The sequence below is a fragment of the Photobacterium sp. SKA34 genome, assembly GCF_000153325.1.
Lineage (GTDB): Bacteria > Pseudomonadota > Gammaproteobacteria > Enterobacterales > Vibrionaceae > Photobacterium.
Genome location: NZ_CH724142.1, coordinates 94,157 through 112,887 on the forward strand (window position 1 = coordinate 94,157; position 18,731 = coordinate 112,887).

17 protein-coding genes and 4 tRNA genes are annotated in these 18,731 nt (G+C 39.3%); 16 read left to right on the plus strand and 5 right to left on the minus strand.

Annotated elements, in window-relative coordinates; genetic code table 11:
* Both SKA34_RS09375 and SKA34_RS09380 read left to right on the plus strand, forming a co-directional pair.
* Positions 1-1,364 (plus strand): IS66 family transposase (locus SKA34_RS09375; RefSeq protein WP_006645280.1); only part of this gene is annotated, 1,364 nt, incomplete at its 5' end.
* A gap of 460 nt (positions 1,365-1,824) precedes the next feature.
* Entirely contained in the window at positions 1,825-3,396 is a 1,572-nt protein-coding gene (locus SKA34_RS09380) for a BCCT family transporter (RefSeq protein ID WP_006645281.1), read from the plus strand.
* Between the two features lie 50 nt (positions 3,397-3,446).
* On the opposite strand, the gene SKA34_RS09385 is transcribed toward SKA34_RS09380, so the two are convergent.
* Both SKA34_RS09385 and SKA34_RS09390 read right to left on the minus strand, forming a co-directional pair.
* Complete coding sequence (locus SKA34_RS09385; protein ID WP_006645282.1) at positions 3,447-4,196, minus strand: 3'-5' exonuclease; 750 nt, start codon at positions 4,194-4,196, stop codon at positions 3,447-3,449.
* A gap of 12 nt (positions 4,197-4,208) precedes the next feature.
* A complete protein-coding gene (locus SKA34_RS09390; protein ID WP_006645283.1) occupies positions 4,209-6,086 on the minus strand; it encodes a DUF294 nucleotidyltransferase-like domain-containing protein in 1,878 nt (625 codons plus the stop codon).
* Positions 6,087-6,884: 798 nt separating this feature from the next.
* Between SKA34_RS09390 and SKA34_RS09395 the strand changes: the two genes are divergently transcribed.
* The 5 genes from SKA34_RS09395 to SKA34_RS09415 all read left to right on the plus strand — a co-directional run bounded on the left by SKA34_RS09395 (position 6,885) and on the right by SKA34_RS09415 (position 8,479).
* Positions 6,885-7,799: a PfkB family carbohydrate kinase gene (locus tag SKA34_RS09395; RefSeq protein ID WP_006645284.1), complete on the plus strand. Its 915-nt coding sequence runs from the start codon at positions 6,885-6,887 to the stop codon at positions 7,797-7,799.
* Between the two features lie 171 nt (positions 7,800-7,970).
* A tRNA-Cys gene (locus tag SKA34_RS09400) sits at positions 7,971-8,044 on the plus strand.
* Positions 8,045-8,063: 19 nt separating this feature from the next.
* Positions 8,064-8,139 (plus strand) — tRNA-Gly (locus tag SKA34_RS09405).
* 66 nt (positions 8,140-8,205) lie between these two features.
* A tRNA-Leu gene (locus SKA34_RS09410) sits at positions 8,206-8,292 on the plus strand.
* A gap of 100 nt (positions 8,293-8,392) precedes the next feature.
* Positions 8,393-8,479 (plus strand) — tRNA-Leu (locus SKA34_RS09415).
* 89 nt (positions 8,480-8,568) lie between these two features.
* On the opposite strand, the gene SKA34_RS09420 is transcribed toward SKA34_RS09415, so the two are convergent.
* Positions 8,569-8,751 (minus strand): DUF3012 domain-containing protein, encoded by a 183-nt coding sequence (locus tag SKA34_RS09420; RefSeq protein WP_006645285.1) that lies wholly within the window; start codon positions 8,749-8,751, stop codon positions 8,569-8,571.
* 246 nt (positions 8,752-8,997) lie between these two features.
* On the opposite strand from SKA34_RS09420, the gene SKA34_RS09425 reads away from it, so the two are divergent.
* The 5 genes from SKA34_RS09425 to SKA34_RS09445 are packed head-to-tail and all read left to right on the plus strand — an operon-like array spanning position 8,998 to position 12,274.
* Positions 8,998-9,753, plus strand: a complete 756-nt coding sequence (locus SKA34_RS09425) for a 5-oxoprolinase subunit PxpA (RefSeq protein ID WP_006645287.1) — start codon at positions 8,998-9,000, stop codon at positions 9,751-9,753.
* A 9-nt stretch (positions 9,754-9,762) separates the two neighbouring features.
* Positions 9,763-10,461: a 5-oxoprolinase subunit PxpB gene (pxpB, locus tag SKA34_RS09430; protein ID WP_006645288.1), complete on the plus strand. Its 699-nt coding sequence runs from the start codon at positions 9,763-9,765 to the stop codon at positions 10,459-10,461.
* The gene (locus SKA34_RS09435; protein WP_006645289.1) at positions 10,449-11,414 is read left to right on the plus strand and encodes a biotin-dependent carboxyltransferase family protein; all 966 of its coding nucleotides are present in this window, start codon (positions 10,449-10,451) and stop codon (positions 11,412-11,414) included. The genes pxpB and SKA34_RS09435 overlap by 13 nt, the downstream gene beginning before the upstream one ends.
* Before the next feature lie 4 nt (positions 11,415-11,418).
* Positions 11,419-11,985, plus strand: coding sequence for a gamma-glutamylcyclotransferase family protein (locus SKA34_RS09440; RefSeq protein ID WP_006645290.1), 567 nt, complete (start codon positions 11,419-11,421; stop codon positions 11,983-11,985).
* Positions 11,986-12,022: 37 nt separating this feature from the next.
* Positions 12,023-12,274 carry a hypothetical protein gene (locus SKA34_RS09445; protein WP_006645291.1) on the plus strand — a complete coding sequence of 84 codons (252 nt, stop codon included), beginning with the start codon at positions 12,023-12,025 and terminating at the stop codon, positions 12,272-12,274.
* Positions 12,275-12,327: 53 nt separating this feature from the next.
* Here SKA34_RS09445 and SKA34_RS09450 read toward each other — a convergent pair whose 3' ends face one another.
* The gene (locus SKA34_RS09450; protein WP_006645292.1) at positions 12,328-13,119 is read right to left on the minus strand and encodes a DUF3108 domain-containing protein; all 792 of its coding nucleotides are present in this window, start codon (positions 13,117-13,119) and stop codon (positions 12,328-12,330) included.
* A gap of 398 nt (positions 13,120-13,517) precedes the next feature.
* On the opposite strand from SKA34_RS09450, the gene SKA34_RS09455 reads away from it, so the two are divergent.
* Positions 13,518-13,739 carry a hypothetical protein gene (locus tag SKA34_RS09455; RefSeq protein WP_006645293.1) on the plus strand — a complete coding sequence of 74 codons (222 nt, stop codon included), beginning with the start codon at positions 13,518-13,520 and terminating at the stop codon, positions 13,737-13,739.
* A gap of 167 nt (positions 13,740-13,906) precedes the next feature.
* Positions 13,907-14,383 (plus strand): DUF2947 domain-containing protein, encoded by a 477-nt coding sequence (locus tag SKA34_RS09460; RefSeq protein ID WP_006645294.1) that lies wholly within the window; start codon positions 13,907-13,909, stop codon positions 14,381-14,383.
* 53 nt (positions 14,384-14,436) lie between these two features.
* On the opposite strand, the gene SKA34_RS09465 is transcribed toward SKA34_RS09460, so the two are convergent.
* On the minus strand, positions 14,437-15,276 hold the full coding sequence (locus SKA34_RS09465; RefSeq protein WP_006645295.1) for a pirin family protein: 840 nt from the start codon (positions 15,274-15,276) through the stop codon (positions 14,437-14,439).
* A gap of 254 nt (positions 15,277-15,530) precedes the next feature.
* Between SKA34_RS09465 and SKA34_RS09470 the strand changes: the two genes are divergently transcribed.
* On the plus strand, positions 15,531-16,958 hold the full coding sequence (locus tag SKA34_RS09470; protein ID WP_006645296.1) for an NAD-dependent succinate-semialdehyde dehydrogenase: 1,428 nt from the start codon (positions 15,531-15,533) through the stop codon (positions 16,956-16,958).
* Between the two features lie 94 nt (positions 16,959-17,052).
* Positions 17,053-18,564: a phosphatase PAP2 family protein gene (locus SKA34_RS09475; protein WP_006645297.1), complete on the plus strand. Its 1,512-nt coding sequence runs from the start codon at positions 17,053-17,055 to the stop codon at positions 18,562-18,564.
* The last annotated feature ends 167 nt before the right edge of the window (positions 18,565-18,731 follow it).

Here is an 18,731-nt window from a genome sequence, read left to right on the forward strand (position 1 = left end):
AGCCCTACGATGAATCTCAAGGTGACCTCTTCAACGAAGCGGAATGTGAAGCCGCTAAGGAAGAAGAGGTTGAGGTTACGACGACCACCACAACCACAACGAAGAAACGCGGTAAGCGTAAGCCTCTTCCAAAGACCTTACCTCGTGAAGTTATCGAACTTGATTTAGACGACCATGAAAAGCAGTGTGCATGCTGCAATCATGACCTGCATAAAATCGGTGAAGACAGCAGTGAAAAGCTGGAGTTTTCGCCAGCCGTACTCAAAGTGCTGGAATATGTTCGCCCTAAATATGCTTGCCGCCAGTGCGAGCAAACTGAAGACAGCAATCACATCGTTCAAAAGCCAGCACCGCAAAGCATTATCCCGAAGAGCTTTGCCACAGAAAGCTTGCTTGCCAACATCATTCTTGGCAAATACCAGTACGCGATGCCACTTTACCGCCAAGAGTCGCTGTTTACCCAGTCGGGAATCGAGCTATCACGAACCACTATGGCCAGATGGGTTATCCAAGTTAGTGAGAAGTTCAAACCACTCTATGCCGCTCTAAAAGAGCACCTACTTCAACAAGTGGTGTTCCAGGCGGATGAAACGCCACTCAATGTTCTCAAGGAAGAAAAACAGTGTTACATGTGGCTCTACTGCTCGGGCGCAGACTCGCCAGAAGCCGCACTCCCCAATGTGAAGAATATTGCCTTGTACGACTATCAAAACAGTCGCGCGAGGGCATGCCCTGTTGCCTTCTTGGGGGATTACAGTGGTTATCTACAAACCGATGGCTATGGTGCCTATGATGGTCTTTATCACGTCACCAATGTTGGCTGCATGGCACATGCACGGCGAAAGTTCATGGAGGCTAAGAAGCTTCAAGGTAAAGGTAAGTCAGGCAAAGCAGATAAAGCGCTGGCCAAAATCCAGAAGCTCTATGGGATAGAATCGCGCTTAAAAGGTGCGACTGTCGAAACACGAAAAGCAGAACGTCAACTGCATAGCAAACCGATACTGGACGAGTTGTACGAGTGGATGACATCTCAACAAGTGATAGCGTCTAGCCCGCTGGGTAAAGCGATAAAATACACGCTCGGCCAATGGCCGAAGGTGATCCGCTATATCGATGACGGTCACTTATCGATAGACAATAACCGCGCTGAACGCGCAATTAAACCGCTGGTCATTGGCAGAAAGAACTGGTTGTTCTCGAACACGCCAAATGGTGCTGATGCGAGTGCGATGCTTTACAGCATCGTCGAGACTGCGAAAGCCAACGGCCTTATCCTCTACGACTACATGGTCAAGTGCATGAAAGAGCTCGCGAAAGCTGAGCCCGATATCGATGCACTCCTACCTTGGAACCTCAAACACTAACAAATATCGCCCCGTGGGTTCATGGGGCGTTTACGATTAACCTGTGTTTACTCGTAGTTATATTATGTTAATAACAAAGTAGAAGTATTATGGTTAAAAAGTGACAGGAATTTGACGAGTGATGGGTTTGTAAATAAGTTATTAGCTATAAAGTGCTGAATAAAAAGAAAAATAGATCGATTAATGATTAATTTATATTTGTCGGTCAACAATAAAAAAATAGTCTAAAGTTGAGATAGAAGTGATTAGAGTACAATATAAATTACTACTAATTTATCTTACCTATGTCACTGTCTTTTTATAGTGAGTGTTGTTTTTTTATAACAAATGTATTGTTACTAGACGATTAACCCGTCTATTGACAGTTATAATGATCAAATGGTTATATATTGCGGCTCAGATTTTATTTACAGGACTAAGTATTTTTGATTTGAGCTGTAATCATAACGGGACTTAAGAAATGAGTAAGCACGATAAATATAGTATTAATAATACCGACTATACAATTGGACAAGATAATGTCCAAAAATGGGGCTTTGATGTCCATAATGCGGTTTTTGGCGTCAGTGCAGGGTTAATTGTTCTCTTTTTAGCAGCAATTCTTATCAGCGATCCTGCAACAGCAAAAGCAACATTAGATAGCGTAAAGAGCGCGATTGTAAATAAATTCGATTCAATGTTCATCTTAGCTGGTAACTTTTTCGTTATTTTCTGTCTAGGATTGATAATTTCTCCATATGGTCGTATCCGTTTAGGTGGTAAAGACGCAGAAGCTGAGCATTCAACGATGTCTTGGTTAGCGATGCTATTTGCCGCGGGGATGGGGATTGGTTTAATGTTCTGGAGTGTAGCAGAACCAGCTGGCTACTACACAGGTTCTGGTGGCTCACCATTGGGTGTGACTCCAGATACACCGGAAGCTTTTAAGGTAGCAATGGGTGCAACTATGTATCACTGGGGTTTACACCCTTGGGCTATTTACGGCGTTGTTGCATTATCAATGGCATTTTTTGCTTATAATAAAGGCTTACCTCTTTCTATTCGCTCGGTGTTTTATCCTATCCTTGGTGACCGAACTTGGGGCTGGGCTGGGCATATTATTGATATTCTTGCTGTGCTTGCGACGCTATTTGGTTTAGCAACATCATTAGGGCTTGGTGCCCAGCAAGCAGCAAGTGGTATTAACCATATATTTGGTACACATGGTGGGTTAGAGTTACAAATTGGTATTATTATCGGTGTAACAATCATTACCATATATTCTGTCGCTCAAGGTATCGACTCCGGTGTTAAGTTATTGAGTAACATTAACATGTTAGTGGCGCTAATCTTATTAGTGTTTGTCGGTGCTGTTGGTTTCTCAGTGTCTATGCATACTATCCCAACAACGATAGTAGGTTACGTTGAAAACTTTATTCCATTAAGTAATCCATTTGGTCGAACTGATCAGGATTGGCTACATGCTTGGACTGTAGTTTACTGGGCGTGGTGGATTTCATGGTCACCATTCGTTGGCTCATTCATTGCCCGAATCTCTAAAGGTAGAACGATCCGTGAATTCTTGGTTGCTGTGTTGATTGTACCAACACTAGTTACAACTGTGTGGATGTCTGTATTTGGTGGTCAGGCTATTCATCAAATTATCGATAAAATTGGTTCTCTAGGCCAAAATGGTGTGAATGAAACGTCACTAGCAATGTTCCAAATGTTTGATGCTTTACCACTCGGTACTATTTTATCAGTTATTGGTGTTTGTTTAGTTTTAGTTTTCTTCATTACTTCTTCAGACTCAGGTTCTCTAGTTATCGATAGTATTACTGCTGGTGGTAAAGTTGATAACCCAGTAACGCAACGCGTATTTTGGGCTGTTATTGAAGGCTTAATTGCGATTGCATTGTTGTGGGTAGGTGGTACTCAAGCAATTCAAGCGCTTCAAGCGGGTACTATTTCAACGGCACTTCCGTTTACCATTATATTATTGCTGATGTGTGTAAGCCTATTGCTTGGCTTTAGAACAGAAAAGTACAAGTAATTATCATAAGATGGTAATAAAAAACCGCAGTGTTAATACTGCGGTTTTTTTTATTCCCAAATTTGATTAATTGGCGTATCTGGGGTTAAGTGATATGCGATTTGAGCTTGTAATAACTCAGCTGTCGCTAATGCATCTGTTAACGCGTGGTGAGGTTGGTAAGCTGGTAATCCATATCGAATTCTACATTTTCCTAATCGAACCGATCCTGGCTTTTTCCCTTTCAATCTTGCTAAAAAACCACTGTATTGCTGGGTTTGGATATGTGATTCAAGTGCTAAAGTATCAACAACAGGAAATTGGATACCTTCGTTTAATCGCACTCTTAATGCCTTATCCATAAACTGCCGTTCGATGGCTTTGTAATGCACTACTACGACTTTACCAGCTAATGAATCTAATACAGCTTCTAAAATTCGACGTATATCGGGTGCAGTTTGTACATCTGAGTGTGTAATGCCATGAATGATGACAGAGTCTTCATCTAGTTTTGCTTTTGGTTTTACAACCCAATGCTGCGACTGTTTGCAAAAAATACGATTGATATTGAAGGGAACAAGCCCGACACTAATAATGTCATCCTTGTTAGCATTAAGCCCTGTTGTTTCAAAATCTAATGCAACAAATTCAATGTCTTTTAATGGGGTGTCACCACTAAAAATACCCTGTTTATAATATTGTTTAATGCGTTGATCGTTAGCATCATGGGCTAGTACCGTAAACTTTTTCTGCCAATCCACTATTGGCGTATTACGAATGAAGTGGGTTGATGATGTTTTTTTGAATACTTCTCTAAACATGCTTAGTTACCCTTATCGTGTTGCTTGATAGCGATATTTCACGAAGTTTTGGGCTTTGCTTAAAATTTGGAAAGTATCTTTAAGATTGCGACGTTCAAAATCAGACATATTTTCAGGCTCAATACTATTATCAGGATCTTGTCCTTCTTCCACATCCAATGCTTGGTGGCGAATACGAACTAATGAAATATACTCCATGGCATCGCGAAGATCTTGAGCACGTCCTGGTGGTAAAATTCCACTATCGATAATGTCGTCCAAACGTTCCAGCGAGTTTTGTGAACGAGAGCCTACCGCAAGAGCGTGGACACGAATTAAATCTGCTAATGGCGCTGTACCACGACGCTTTAGATTAATCGAGTTATTGTGACGTCCATCTTTTTCCATTACGAAATCTTTAAAGAAACCTAATGGTGGCGTACGATTGATTGCGTTGCGTGCAAGGCAAGCTAAAAATCGAGGGCTATTACGGGCACGACGAACGATAAAACCATTAAGTTGTTTTGCCCAACGTAATCTACCCCAAACACCACCTAAGTCAAAAAAGATAGAGCTGTTTAATAAAGCTTGAGGTTTTGGATTATCGATCCAATCAGCAAAACATTGCTCCCACTCATGACGGGTTTTACGCCATTCTGGGTTTGTCGCCATAATGCCGCCAGTACAATAGCTGTAACCACAGGCAGCAAGGCCATCACAAACAAAAGTCGCAAGAGCTTCAAAATACGCATTATGTTTATCATGATCGAAGGAATTATCCAGAATAATGGCATTATCTTGGTCTGTGACAATTAGTTGCTCATCTCGTGCCATAGAGCCTAAGGCCAAGAAACAGTATTGAATAGGTGGTGGCCCGAGTTTTTCTTCTGCTAATTCTAATAAACGCTGTTTAAAGCTACGTCCAATTTCTGCCATTGCACTGCCAATCATATGCGAGTTAGCATCTTCATTAACCATGCGGACAAAGCAGTCTTTAACTTGCGCTGATAATTGAATGAGCTCTTCTACAGATTGCTGCTGATAAATACTACTAACCAGTAGTAAGCTATTTTGTGATTCATAGCGAACAATATCAGAAACGCTAATTACACCTATAGGTTGTTTGTTTCTAAGCACTGGCAAATGGTGAATGTTATATCGCAGCATAGTCAACATCGCTTCAAATACATAAGCATTATGATCGAGTGTAATGGGCTCTGCTGTCATGACTGAAGAAACAGGATTTGAGGTTGAAATACCTTCTGCTAATACTCGGGTACATAAATCACGATCAGTAATAATACCCGTGACATAATCGTTATCATCATCGTCATCGGTGGCATTACTGTCACTGAGCAATAATGCAGAAACGCCTTCTTCAGCCATTGTTTGTGCTGCTGTTTGTATGGTTTCGTTTTGATCAATGATGACGGCATCGCGAGTGATCAAGGTTCTTAGTTTTGATGTGGTGAGATCATTTTCATCATGTTGGCTTGATACGGCATGACGTAAACGAGCACTGTCTTCAACTTCAACGAAATCAGCAAAGCTATCGTATTTATCGCAAAGCTCAATAAAAAGAGTATTGGGAATACAGTAGAGTAGAGTATCTTCAAGCGCTTTTGCTGGCATTCGGACACGGTTGTTCATCAACAAGCCCATTTGACCGAAAATATCACCTTCATCAAGACGGTTGTAGAGCTCGCCTTTACGTCGGTATATTTCAACAGCACCACTTCGAATTAAAAACAGATCATGAATACTATCGCCAGTATTCAATATCATGGTGTTCGCACGGTAATAAGCGACTTCGATTTCAAGAGCAAGTTGATGAAGTTGCTCTTCAGGCAAAGTATCAAAAGGCGGATACTGTGAGATAAAATTTAGAATTTCTATTTGTTCCGCTTCCATTACATCTTCCGTTATCTAAGGCAAATATTTAGTTGGCGTTGTATTATTCAATGTTCTATTGCTCATTAAAGCTAAGAATCTAAGATAGCTATTAAGTAATAGATAGGTGAAAGTTTAACGTATAAATGAGGTTAAAGCATACGGAAGAAGAATTAAACGCTTATCACGGGGACAAGCGTAAAAGATTGGTCAAATTATTCTGAAAATTTAATTACATCAAGAGATAAGCGATAACAGCGCTACAAATAGACATGCCGCAGAGAAAAAACTCGCTTTAATTTTGCTTTCAGCTACATCTTCAACCTCATAATACTTTATAGTCATAAATGAAACTGCAAACCTGCTGAGATTGCAAAAAGAAGAATACCAAGACTAAATAAAATTGCTTGAATAAAATCTTACACTTCCATGTAAATTAAATTCCTTAGTTAAACAACATAATAACAAATAAATATCATATCTTGTGGATTAGGTGCCGCAATAAAAAATATAATGATGAGATCTTTTCAATAAAAATAGCATAGATAATTCCCCTGAATTTAAGACGCTTCTTTTAAATAATGAGACAAAAATATCTTCGCAGTCGTTATCTATTTTCATCGATGAGAGCTGATAAAACGTTATTAATAATAGTAATAATGGAGATTGCGTTTATTCCATATAATGAACTGAAAATACTTTAAATCTAGATGATTGTATTATCAATATTTGTGGCATTTGTATTAGGCTTTAATAAACAATATAACGATGAGTATGAATGGAAGCATAATCTTAGATATCTGACGATGGGGTATCCGTGTGAGAATTGTTTTCTTTGGTGAAGCGCTTGTTGAAATAAATAACACCAATAAGTATGCAACGTATGGTGGGGATGTGCCTAATACAGCCTTGTATTTGTCTCGGCTCGGACAGTCTCGAGCTATCTCTGTCAGTTACGCGACAGCCGTAGGAACTGATAAGTTATCGTTATCATTATTATCGTGTTGGCAGCAAGAAGGTATTGATACTAGTTTAGTTCGGTATCTTTCGACTAAATTTCCTGATCTTTGTTATATAGAGACAGATAGAGAAGGGCATTGTTATCGCCATTTTTGGAATAAAGATAATGCAGCTCGTTATTACTTTTCAAGGGAGTCATCGCCACTTGAAATAGCATTAAGTAACTATAATTATCATGCCATTTATATCAGTGCGGTGAGCTTTGCATTATTAACCGATGAAGCAAAAGCAACGTTATTAGTACTGTTAGAAAAATATAAAATAGATGGTGGCAAAGTTTACTTTGATAATCGATACCGCCCTCATATGTGGACACCACAGCAAGCAAGATACTGGATATGTCAGTTATTACCTTACATTGACATTGCGTTTATTGAGATAAAAGATGAACAACGAATCTGGGGCACTAGCCTTGGTATTGTTGAACGATATAGCCATTCGAACTGTTGTGAATTAGTTATCAAACAATATAACGACCATCCGATAAGTGATCTTAAAGCTCATCATACACAGATGAAGATATCTGTGATCCAATCAATAGGGCAGACAACGGATTATATTGCAGATAATGCGTTTATTGCAGGATATCTTGCCGGAAGGAGTAGCGGTAAAAGCATTCGTCATGCACTCAATCTTGGAAAAGAGCTCACTTTAAAAGTTCAGAATCATTCTAAAGCTGTGATCCCTGCAGCAGCAATGCGAGATATGATGTAGCGTTATGATGTTTTATATCTCATGGTGACTAAATCACAGGCTGAATTACATAATTTGGTTGTAAAATAATCGCTTAGCATTATTTTTTTAAAATAGTATTGACTCAAAAGCTACATTACGTAGAATGCCTCCCATACCGAAGAGCAACTCAGTTATCGGTAGAAATAAAATGGCGCGTTGGCAGAGTGGCTATGCAGCGGATTGCAAATCCGTGGACCTCGGTTCGACTCCGGGACGCGCCTCCATTCTCTTTGAGAATATTATGCGACACTAGCTCAGCTGGTAGAGCGCAACCTTGCCAAGGTTGAGGTCACGAGTTCGAACCTCGTGTGTCGCTCCAAATTAAAAGATATGGCTAATAAGCGGTATCTATAGATGGTGTCTTACCCATCGCAAGTAATTGCGTGCCCTGGTGGTGGAATTGGTAGACACAAGGGATTTAAAATCCCTCGGCGTTCGCGCTGTGCCGGTTCAAGTCCGGCCCGGGGCACCATCTTAATTTTACCTAACAGGTAAAATACAAATAGAATTAAAAGTTATTGCTAATAAGCGATATCTATAGATGGTGTCTTACCCATCGCAAGTAATTGCGTGCCCTGGTGGTGGAATTGGTAGACACAAGGGATTTAAAATCCCTCGGCGTTCGCGCTGTGCCGGTTCAAGTCCGGCCCGGGGCACCATCAATAAAAAAAGCTCATCATTAGATGAGCTTTTTTTTCGTCTGTAATGTGAATACATTAAATAAAAAGAGCCTAAAGGCTCTTTTTTGTTATTTATCGCTATCAGTGCCGAAGCGAATGATGCAACTTTTAGCAAATTCGGTTACTTCGTTCGCTGTCCAATCACCTTTTGGTTTTTCTTTTAATTGGTTACACCAATCTTCACTGCCTACCTCCGGTGTACATGCAGAAAGCAATGTCACAGCACCTAATAAAATAAATAACTTTTTCATAAAAATCCTATATTACTGATTAATCATCAGCTTTAGCTTTAAATTTTTGCGATTACTCACAATGTTGCAAGAATGGCTGAAAGGTCACGTATTAGCAAATTTAAAAAAGTGTTTTATGTAAGAATTATGTAATATTTCAATAACAAAGGAAAAGATATTTTTGCTAAACACAAAGACTCTGATGCTTCGGAGGGCTAAGATAATTATTGATAGCCAGTGTTCTGGCATGATTGCAAGGAGAGCATGATGAAATTAAATTGTGATATGGGCGAAAGTTTTGGTGCTTGGAATATGGGTGATGATGCATCAGTGATGCCATGGATCAATATGGCGAATATTGCTTGCGGTTTTCATGCATCCGATCCAACGGTGATGGCAAGAACGATTACTTTAGCTAAACATCATGACGTGATCATAGGTGCTCACCCTGGGTATAACGATAAAGAAGGGTTTGGACGACGACCTATTCCCCATACGTTAGATGAAATCAGTCATATTGTGGCTTATCAAATCGGGGCACTAGATGCCTTATGTCAGCTGAATACTATGGCTATTAGGTATGTGAAGCCTCATGGCGCATTATATAACCAAATGATGCAAGATCCTGCTATTTTCGAAGTAATTGTTTCAACTATCGCCAAGCTTAATACTTCTCGTGCTCTCCCTCTTTCTCTTATGGTCCTTTCACGAGCAAATAACGATGCATATATTAAAATAGCCAAACAAAAAGGGGTTTCTTTACTTTTTGAAGCGTTTGCAGATAGGGCTTACACAACAGAAGGGCTATTGGTTCCACGTCATGAAACTAGTGCAGTACATCACCATCCTGATTTGATAAAAGCGCAAATATTACAACTCGCTCAAGGTAAAGTGAAAACCCATAGCGGGAAATTATTAACATTACAGGTTGATACTATTTGTGTGCATGGTGATAACCCTGAATCAATTGCGACAATTAAAGAGATCGCCCAGTTATTGCAGTCAGCAAATGATAATAAATAGGACGTTATTATGCTTATTAGTCGGTTAACTGAATCAGCCATGATGGTGGAATTTGGGCAGAAAATTACCTCTGAAACAACAGCCATGATTGCTGACTACGTGACGTTTATCAAAACACAATATGTCCGTGAATTAATCGATGTTACTCCCTCGTATACTAAAGTGATGCTACATTTTCGGCAGGACAGTGATTGTTATTCTTTATTGGTTGTGGCAAGTGAGCAATGGTTTGCTGAACATCAACAGAGTCATAAAGGATCTTGCTATTTAACACCAAAATTGCATCAATTACCTGTTTGTTATCATCCAGATGTTGCGCCAGATTTAGCAACTGTTGCCGATCATAACCAGTTAACAGAGCAACAAGTCATTACGCGACATAGCGATAAAATCTATCAGGTAGGTGCGATTGGTTTTACTGCTGGCTTTGCTTTTTTATCTTCGGTGGATGATGAAATCGCAATGCCTAGACTTTTGTCACCTCGACTTCAAATACCAGCAGGAAGCGTCGGTATTGCCGATAACCAAACCGCAATATATCCCGATCAAAGTCCTGGAGGTTGGCATATTATTGGTAACTGTCCGCAATCCTTATTTTTAGCTGATCAGTACCCGTTATCTATTTTTTCAATTGGCGATCAGGTGCAATTTTTCGCGATCACCAAACAAGAATTTTTAGATCTAGGAGGGCAGTTATGGAAGCGTTAGAGATCATTGAATCAGGGGTGCTAATGCAGTTGCAAGATCTTGGTCGTTATGGTGTTGCAGAGCATGGATTAAGCCAAGGTGGCGCAATGGATCTGCATGCTTTCTGCTGGGGGAATTTATTGTTAAATAATGATCCTAATGCGGCTCAAATAGAGATCACATTAGGGCAAGTCAGTTTTAACGTTCTCACCGACTGTACTATCGCTCTCACTGGGGCTGATATGCAAGCCAAAGTTGATGGAAAAAAAATTATGCCTTGGCAAACGGTACGCCTATTGCGAGGACAAGTGTTGCAGTTGGGTTATGCACGTCAGGGATTAAGAGCATATTTGGCAATTGAAGGTGGCTTTTGTGTTAAAGAAAGTCTAGGTAGTGTATCGACAGTTGTTAGGAATCATCTGGGCGGTTTAGATGGTGCGGGTCAGTCACTTAAAGAGGGGCAACGGCTTTCTAAATATGGTGGAAATAACGTTTATCATTTTCAAGCAGTACCCGCACGCTATATACCCAATTATGCGGAAAAGTTAACGGTATCTATTATTGAATCATATCAAGCAGAGTGGTTTTCTCCACAGCAAAAGCAGCAGTTTTATCAGTCAGAATATCAAGTGAGTCAACATAGTGATCGCATGGGTTATCGGCTTGTAGGGGAAAAGATCCTCCCAAATAAGACGACATTGATCTCTCAACCCATAGCAAAGGGAGCGGTTCAATTTCCAGCAGCAGGAGAGCCCATTATATTGCTCAATGATCGACAAACGTTGGGGGGATATCCTATTTTAGGTTGTATAACTCAGTGCGATCTTAATTTGGTTAGTCAATTAAAACCGGGTGATTCAATCCGATTTTTACCATTAAGCCCAGAGCTATTTGAACTTGAGTTAGAGAAATGGTTTACTTTCTGTCGATTCTTTAATGTTTTCAATTGTGGTAACGAAAAGAGAGAAAGGTGATTGGATGTATATTTTTGGCTATGGAAGCCTGATCAATAAATACTCGCGAAAGCGTACAGGTAATACAGGTAAAACCTATCCTGCATTAGTACATGGCTTACAGCGCTCATGGGGTAATGTTGATGGTAGCTATCCTATTGCACCTTTAGTCGTAAAGCCGGGACAAGGTGTATGTAATGGCGTGTTAATTGAAGTTGATGAAAAAGGTTTGAGAGATTTTGATCAAAGAGAGCATGGCTATCAACGTATTCAAATTACTGCACAACAGATTGAATTATTAGAAAATCCGCAGCTCACATTATCAGAACCAGTTTGGGTGTATATTAATAATAGTGCCTTACCGCCTTGTCAGCAGTTTCCTATTACACAAACCTATGTTGATACGGTTTTAGCCGGATGCTTATCTATTTCACATCAATTTGCTGAGATGTTCGTCGCAACGACGACTGGCTGGCAATATCCTTATCTAAATGATCGTCATGCACCTAAATATGGCAACTTAGCTGGCGTTTATGATATTGATAGAAAACAGATTGATATACTCATTGAAAATACGATTTCAGGTAATTAACGATCTTCTCATCGTCATAATTTAAGCGAGATAAACGGTGGCAAAACCGAATAAAAAAGGGCCGACAAAAACAGTCGATATCTTTTGCGCTAAATGTAAAACGCCTTTATTTAAATATCGAAAGGGTGGAAAAGGGGCGTTAGTAAAGTGTTTTAAAGAAAGAATTGTAAAAGATTTTACGGTTGAGTCTGCAACATGCCCTGAATGTGGTGCGGTATTTGGACGCGATACACTAGTAAGAGGTACACCTGCATTTAAAATCATTGGCGGCAAAGTGACGATGAAGTAAAAATAAAAAGCCGAGTTACTTATAACTCGGCTATTCGATACTAATGATGGTTACTACTTGAATAACTGCTTTGGTGGGCAATCAATCTTTTTACTCATAAGTATCGCCTCTAAATCAACAATTTTACGGTGATAAGTTGCTTTTACGAGTTGATAATCAAGTGATGGTGCAAACCATAATGAAAGTTGGCGATCGCTTTTTCTCGTTTGATTAACCCTAATAGTATTTAGAGTACCAAAATTAGTATTAATTGTTTCATTACCTACTACCGCAAAGAAGTAGTGGCTAGTTTCGTCACTGTTTTGCATGATAAAATCAAAGTTCTTTTTACCTTCTATTAAATCGAGACGCATTTGGCTTCCAATCGTGTCACCATCAAGAATAGGCGCTAAAGCGTTGGTATATTTCTGCGTTTTTCCATCTTCAGTCACTGTTGAGTTATGACCATCGTTACTAAAAGCTACACTGACATTACCCGACATTAGTCCAGTGATCGTTCGTTGAAATTTATCCGTGACAAAGTGTTGGGCAACATCTGACCAATGTAATTGAGTATGAGAGTTCATTTTTGATTTAGTAATCAAAACATCAACTTCACTGTTGGTATAAATATCAGCGCTATCGCCTTTCCAAACAATGTGACGTTGATAATGACCAATTTTCTGACCTTTAAAAAAGACATTGTAATTTAATGTCTTTTTGCATTGATGAAATTGGTTCGGAAAAGAATAGGTAGCATGACTCTCTTTTTGTAGTGCCGTTGGAGTATTACTTGTCGGTGCTGCAATGGCTGTCACACTCAATAAAGATAAAACCGACGAAGTAAATAAAGACAATAAACGCACAGGTACTCCTAAACATTTAGATATAAAGAACAATAACGTCTTATAGTTTAACAGGTTTGGTAACAAGATGATCACATAGCATGTATTTAATGCACGAAGACACTCCGATTACATCGCTTATTTTGTAAGTATATTTTTAGACATAATTATTAACAATAGGACCAAATGAAATAAAAAATTAATAAATTATTAATTTTATTTAAATCAATTGGTTATGTGTTTAATTATATGAGGTAGTAATGTTTTTCTTTTCTTGAAAAAATAACGTGTTGTTATTTATAACATTTCATTTCGATTCAAATGCCTGACTGTTATGACATTAGCAATACAGTTATTTGACGTTTGATGTTGGTGCGCCTATTTTTTAAACGTTTATGTCTAAGAAAGAGGAGTGTGTGATGAAAAAAATGAACTCGTCATATCGATTACAAATTATCAAAGAAGTTGCAACTCGGCATCAAATGAAATCGACAGGTGATCCTATGGCGATGCATATATCACAGCTACTAGAAAGTCATAATAATGAAAATCTCATAAAGCCAATAACGACATTTAATGATAGTCATTATGATGACAATGTGGGCGGTTGGGTAAGTAATTTATGGGGTGAAGAAAAATAAAACAGGATAATTATAATCACGGGAAATGATGGATGAGGTACGATTATGGTCGTACCTTTTTTGATACATTGAGAGCAGCGATTAAGAATTCTTTTTCTTAGTCTGTAACTGGAACAAATTTTGTGTCTGATGTACATTGCGGTGTCATTATATATTTAGGCTAATTGATGAATTACACCGAACTTGATAATTACACGCGTAAGTGGATTTTTACCCATGCTTCGATGCCTGTTCCTACGGCAGATCTTGAGCAAATAAAACCGTTGACCCAAGCACGTTCTTCGCAATTGTGGCAGGAACATATTAGTAAACAGAGTCCGGATTCTGATCACTTTGAGCACGGTGATTGGGCTGCAGATACAAAAGTCTGGTCAGAGCCTGAAGACTGGCAAGATGCTTGGGATAACGATGATGATGTTTCATTGCCAGACGCTATTTTGGCTGCTTTGCAATGGGAAGATAATACAACGATTTATTTTTGCTACGAAAAGTACAATATTGTAGAAACTAAATGGGGTGTATTTAAACGTAACTGGAAAAACTTTTTGTTTTTTGATGATGGTCCAATTCTATTGGGTCGCAAACAAAAACAAACGCTATGGTTTCAATCAAATGGCACTTATCAGTTAGCATCACGTCCATAACTTTCTAACGCCCTGTAATATATAGCCCTTTTTAAATTACAGGGCGTTGTTATTTATGTTTTTTCTTCAACAGGCTGTAATTGCTTTATAATCTGTTGAATATTTTTTAATGCAATGTGTAAATTATTACTTGAAGAATGAACAGAGCCTTCTTTTGTTATTAAAGGTTGTTTTAATGGCTCACCTAACGCAATAAAAAATCGTGCACTGTGGTTTGTGGTTGTGACGGTAATGGGCAATTGTGAGTGAGCAAAAATTCCCATTTGATTCGGATGTAGCTGATTATTTGCGATATAGGCGTGCCCTGAGCGTAAATAAATAAAACCTGCAACATGGGTCTCTGGTGGTGTAAACGTCCAACTACCGTATGACGTGACAATAATATCAAGATAGATAATATTGCAGTTGTGTTTTATCGGGCTTTCAACACCATTGTAGTGACCTATGAGTACTTTTGTTGTCGCGTGTGTGCCTTCAATGAGAGGTAGTTTTTCACTGGCAATATGCGTGCTTGATGGCCTAGCCATTTCACCTTTTTTCTCTGAAGGCGAAGCGGTCCACATTTGAAATGCTTCTACGATACCATTGTGAGGTTTCATCAATGATTTATGTGCCATGCCATAGCCACAAGTGGTGAGATGAATATCACCCGTTTGAATGTGATTTTTACCGTTAATACTGTCATCGTTTTGTATTGAACCGACAACGGGATAGCTGACAGCTTCGATACCTGAGTGGCCATGAAAGCCTAGTTCATTATGTGATCGGTTAGTGGATAAATAATGATCCCAAAGGATAAAGGGGTTGGTATCAGGAAGATGGGGAGTATCGATATAAGTTATGATGGCGCCGTGTTTTATACCGTGCCGAATTACTGCAATTTTTCTAGTCATTGCTATTGTTACCTGTTTTCGTAAGGCTAGAAAACAAGCCTATGTATCATGCCATTACAAAATAATATTCAAATCTCTTTTAGCCTAGTTGCTTACTCGCTGCTCTGCCGCATTATTAGCAACAAAATTTGGCAACTGATAAAATGATAGCGGAATATTAAACGCTTAATAGTTATTTGTATTACAATATCAAGATTAAATAGATACTCAATATTTACGGAATAATAGGAAACACGACTTTTTCTTTTGGTGGCTTGTTTAAACAGCAAGCATTTATTAATGGCCAATGGAGTGACGCTTTTTCTGGTAAAACGGCAAATATTACCAATCCGGCGACAAATGAAGTTATTGGTCATGTTCCACTTATGGGTGTAGAAGAAACAAATATCGCGATTGATGCGGCAGATAAAGCGTATCGATTGTGGTCAAAAACAACAGCGAAACATCGCTCGATGATCTTACGTCAGTGGTATGAGTTAATTGTTTCACACAGTGATGAATTAGCTAATATTCTTACTGCTGAGCAAGGTAAACCATTGGCTGAAGCTAAAGGTGAAATTGCCTATGCGGCGAGTTTTGTTGAATGGTATGCCGAAGAAGCTAAGCGTCTAAACGGTGAGATTATTCCAAGCCATAAAGAAGATGCCCGTATTTTAGTCTCTCGCCAGCCTGTTGGTGTGGTTGCTGCCATTACACCATGGAACTTTCCTGCTGCAATGATCACACGTAAATGTGGTCCAGCTTTTGCTGCGGGTTGCTCCGTTGTATTAAAACCGGCGCCAGATACCCCTTATACTGCATTTGCCCTTGCAGAACTCGCGCATCGGGCGGGTATTCCTGCAGGTTTGTTTAATGTAATTACGGGAGATGCCGTCAAAATTGGCGCAGAGCTTATGAGTAATAAGCGCGTTCGCAAAGTTTCATTCACAGGCTCTACTGCAATCGGTAAGCTTTTGATGGCACAGTCAGCAGCTACCGTTAAGAAAGTGTCTTTAGAGTTAGGTGGTAACGCGCCATTTATTGTGTTTAATGATGCCGATTTATCTCGTGCGATTGATGGGGTGATGGTCTCTAAGTTTCGTAATGCAGGTCAGACATGTGTGTGCACTAACCGTATCTATGTTCATAGTGATGTGTACCAGCAATTTGTAGAAAAGCTAGCAGAAAAAGTATCAGCACTAACGGTTGGAAATGGTGTTGATAATGGCGTAACTATTGGCCCGTTGATAAACCGAGCTGCGGTTGAGAAAGTCGAAAAACATATTAATGATGCGATGATGAAAGGGGCTAACCTAGTCATAGGTACACGAAAGCCTTCTATAAGCTGCTTTGTTCAACCTACGGTACTCAGTGATGTAACCGATAATATGTTAGTGGCGAATGAAGAAACTTTTGGTCCTTTATCGGCTGTGTTTAAGTTTACGGATGAGCAAGATGTTATTACACGTGCTAATAATACCGACTCAGGACTTGCTGCATACGTATATACTCAATCATTATCACGCGTTTTTCGTGTTAGTGAAGCACTGGAATATGGCATGGTCGGAGTTAATGAAGGGTTAATTTCTACTGAACTCGCACCATTTGGTGGTATAAAAGAATCAGGTATTGGCCGAGAAGGTGCGCATCAAGGTTTAGAAGAATATACTGAAATGAAATACACCTTGATGGGTGGCTTATAGCGTTTTGTGATTCTTTTAGCGTCATGTCTAGTGAGCTGAGTTACACTGTGTTTCTCAGCTCTCTTATTTCTATTCTTCTTGGATGCTATTTTCCATGGTACGTATTAGTACACCTTCTCTCTCTGCAATAAAGCCTGACAGGGCTATTTTAACTTTACTTCTTATTATCTTTTTTTCGTTTCCAGCTCAGGCTACTCCGTTGGTTGGCTCAGCATGTTTGATCCGTCACGGTGATAAAGTTGTCGTTATAAAAGAAGAAATATCAAATAAATTAGCCTTACCAGGCGGGCAAATCACTTCTGAAGATTCTCCTGAGCAAGCGGCTGTACGTGAAGTCTATGAAGAAACTGGTATTCATGTTGATGCGGTGAAATTGCTAAAATTGCGAGGTAATACGACGTTATTTGCGTGTGTAGCGAAACAGCCCATTCCAACAATACTGATCACGCCTTATACCCAACCGTTAACAACGACAGAAAGTGATGATTTGTTAATTAGTACTTGGCAAGCGAAGCATTTTACCAAAGAGGTAAAGCGTGCCTATATACTGACAGCTGAAAACATTACGCCAAAAGATTATCGTTACCCAAATGATGTTCCACTGATCCAACGCTTATTATCACAAGTACCCAATAGTGAAATTACGACCAATGCTGCAGATTACTATGCGGTGAGTAGGTTACACCAATGGGAGCTGACACAGATTAAGTCGTTTCAACAAGAAATCAAATCGCTGCCTAACAGTTACCAATCACTTTTTCAACGAGTGATGTCTGTGTTTAACTTACCTGGTGAGAAGTTGTTTATTGGTTTGTTATTGCTCGTTGTTACCGTCAGTTTTGGTGTGACAGCAATGTTGTATTTATCAAGTGTGCTTGTGTCTGCCACTTTTATTGCTTCGGTAATGAAATTAGCATTAGCATCACCTCGTCCATTTTATATTTGGCCTGATTTACAACAAACTGCTGCCAGTGGTTTTGGTTTGCCGAGCGGTCATACATTAATGGCAACGGTACTATGGGGACTGCTTTGGTATAATTTGCCGTTGTTGATTAATCGTTATCGACTTAACTTTACTTCAAACCTAATAGCGTTCCGCTTAAAGACACTACCGTTGTTGGTTATTGCTATCAGTTTACAAGCTATAGCAAGGATTTGGCTAGGTGTACATTTTATCTCAGATACCGTACTTGGTTTGAGTGCTGGGATAGTGCTTTTAGTCTTGTTTATTTGGTGGCAACACTCAGGCTTAGCCTATCAGCATGTTCGTAATTGGCGATATTGGACGCTACTAAGCATAATAATAGCTGTGGGTTTGAGCTATTTTCAAGTCCCTCAGCAAGTGTATTTATTGGCTTGTACGCTTGCAATGAGTACCGCTGTCTTATTTGATAGAGGTCGATCACGACAGACAATTACTTACACTCAAAAAATAAAATTAGCAGTGTCTCTACTAAGCTCTGTATTGGCGATGGGATTTTTGAGCTCATTATTTGTAGATCTCGTGATAAGTACAGTCGCTATATTATTGATAAAAACATTAACTATTATCGTAATGGTTATGGCGTGCGTAATGATGACTGTGCATAGTTACCGTTTTAAATAAGTACTTTCAAGGCAGAAGCGGTAGTGACAAGCAAGGATTGTTTGTTTTGTTCTATCGCGTTGTAAGGTAGAGTAAAGTGATAATAATACCTAAAATTGATGTGCCGATGATCGAATTTATAACGATCAGGCTATAAATATTAAATGAGAGAAAGCCAATAGTCGTAG

Bases quoted from the DNA above. Each gene is read 5' to 3' on its own strand.
- SKA34_RS09380 (WP_006645281.1), top strand. From the start codon at position 1,825: ATGAGTAAGCACGATAAATATAGTATTAATAATACCGACTATACAATT.
- SKA34_RS09385 (WP_006645282.1), bottom strand. From the start codon at position 4,196: ATGTTTAGAGAAGTATTCAAAAAAACATCATCAACCCACTTCATTCGT.
- SKA34_RS09390 (WP_006645283.1), bottom strand. From the start codon at position 6,086: ATGGAAGCGGAACAAATAGAAATTCTAAATTTTATCTCACAGTATCCG.
- SKA34_RS09420 (WP_006645285.1), bottom strand. From the start codon at position 8,751: ATGAAAAAGTTATTTATTTTATTAGGTGCTGTGACATTGCTTTCTGCA.
- SKA34_RS09425 (WP_006645287.1), top strand. From the start codon at position 8,998: ATGAAATTAAATTGTGATATGGGCGAAAGTTTTGGTGCTTGGAATATG.
- pxpB (WP_006645288.1), top strand. From the start codon at position 9,763: ATGCTTATTAGTCGGTTAACTGAATCAGCCATGATGGTGGAATTTGGG.
- SKA34_RS09435 (WP_006645289.1), top strand. From the start codon at position 10,449: ATGGAAGCGTTAGAGATCATTGAATCAGGGGTGCTAATGCAGTTGCAA.
- SKA34_RS09440 (WP_006645290.1), top strand. From the start codon at position 11,419: ATGTATATTTTTGGCTATGGAAGCCTGATCAATAAATACTCGCGAAAG.
- SKA34_RS09455 (WP_006645293.1), top strand. From the start codon at position 13,518: ATGAAAAAAATGAACTCGTCATATCGATTACAAATTATCAAAGAAGTT.
- SKA34_RS09460 (WP_006645294.1), top strand. From the start codon at position 13,907: ATGAATTACACCGAACTTGATAATTACACGCGTAAGTGGATTTTTACC.
- SKA34_RS09465 (WP_006645295.1), bottom strand. From the start codon at position 15,276: ATGACTAGAAAAATTGCAGTAATTCGGCACGGTATAAAACACGGCGCC.
- SKA34_RS09475 (WP_006645297.1), top strand. From the start codon at position 17,053: ATGGTACGTATTAGTACACCTTCTCTCTCTGCAATAAAGCCTGACAGG.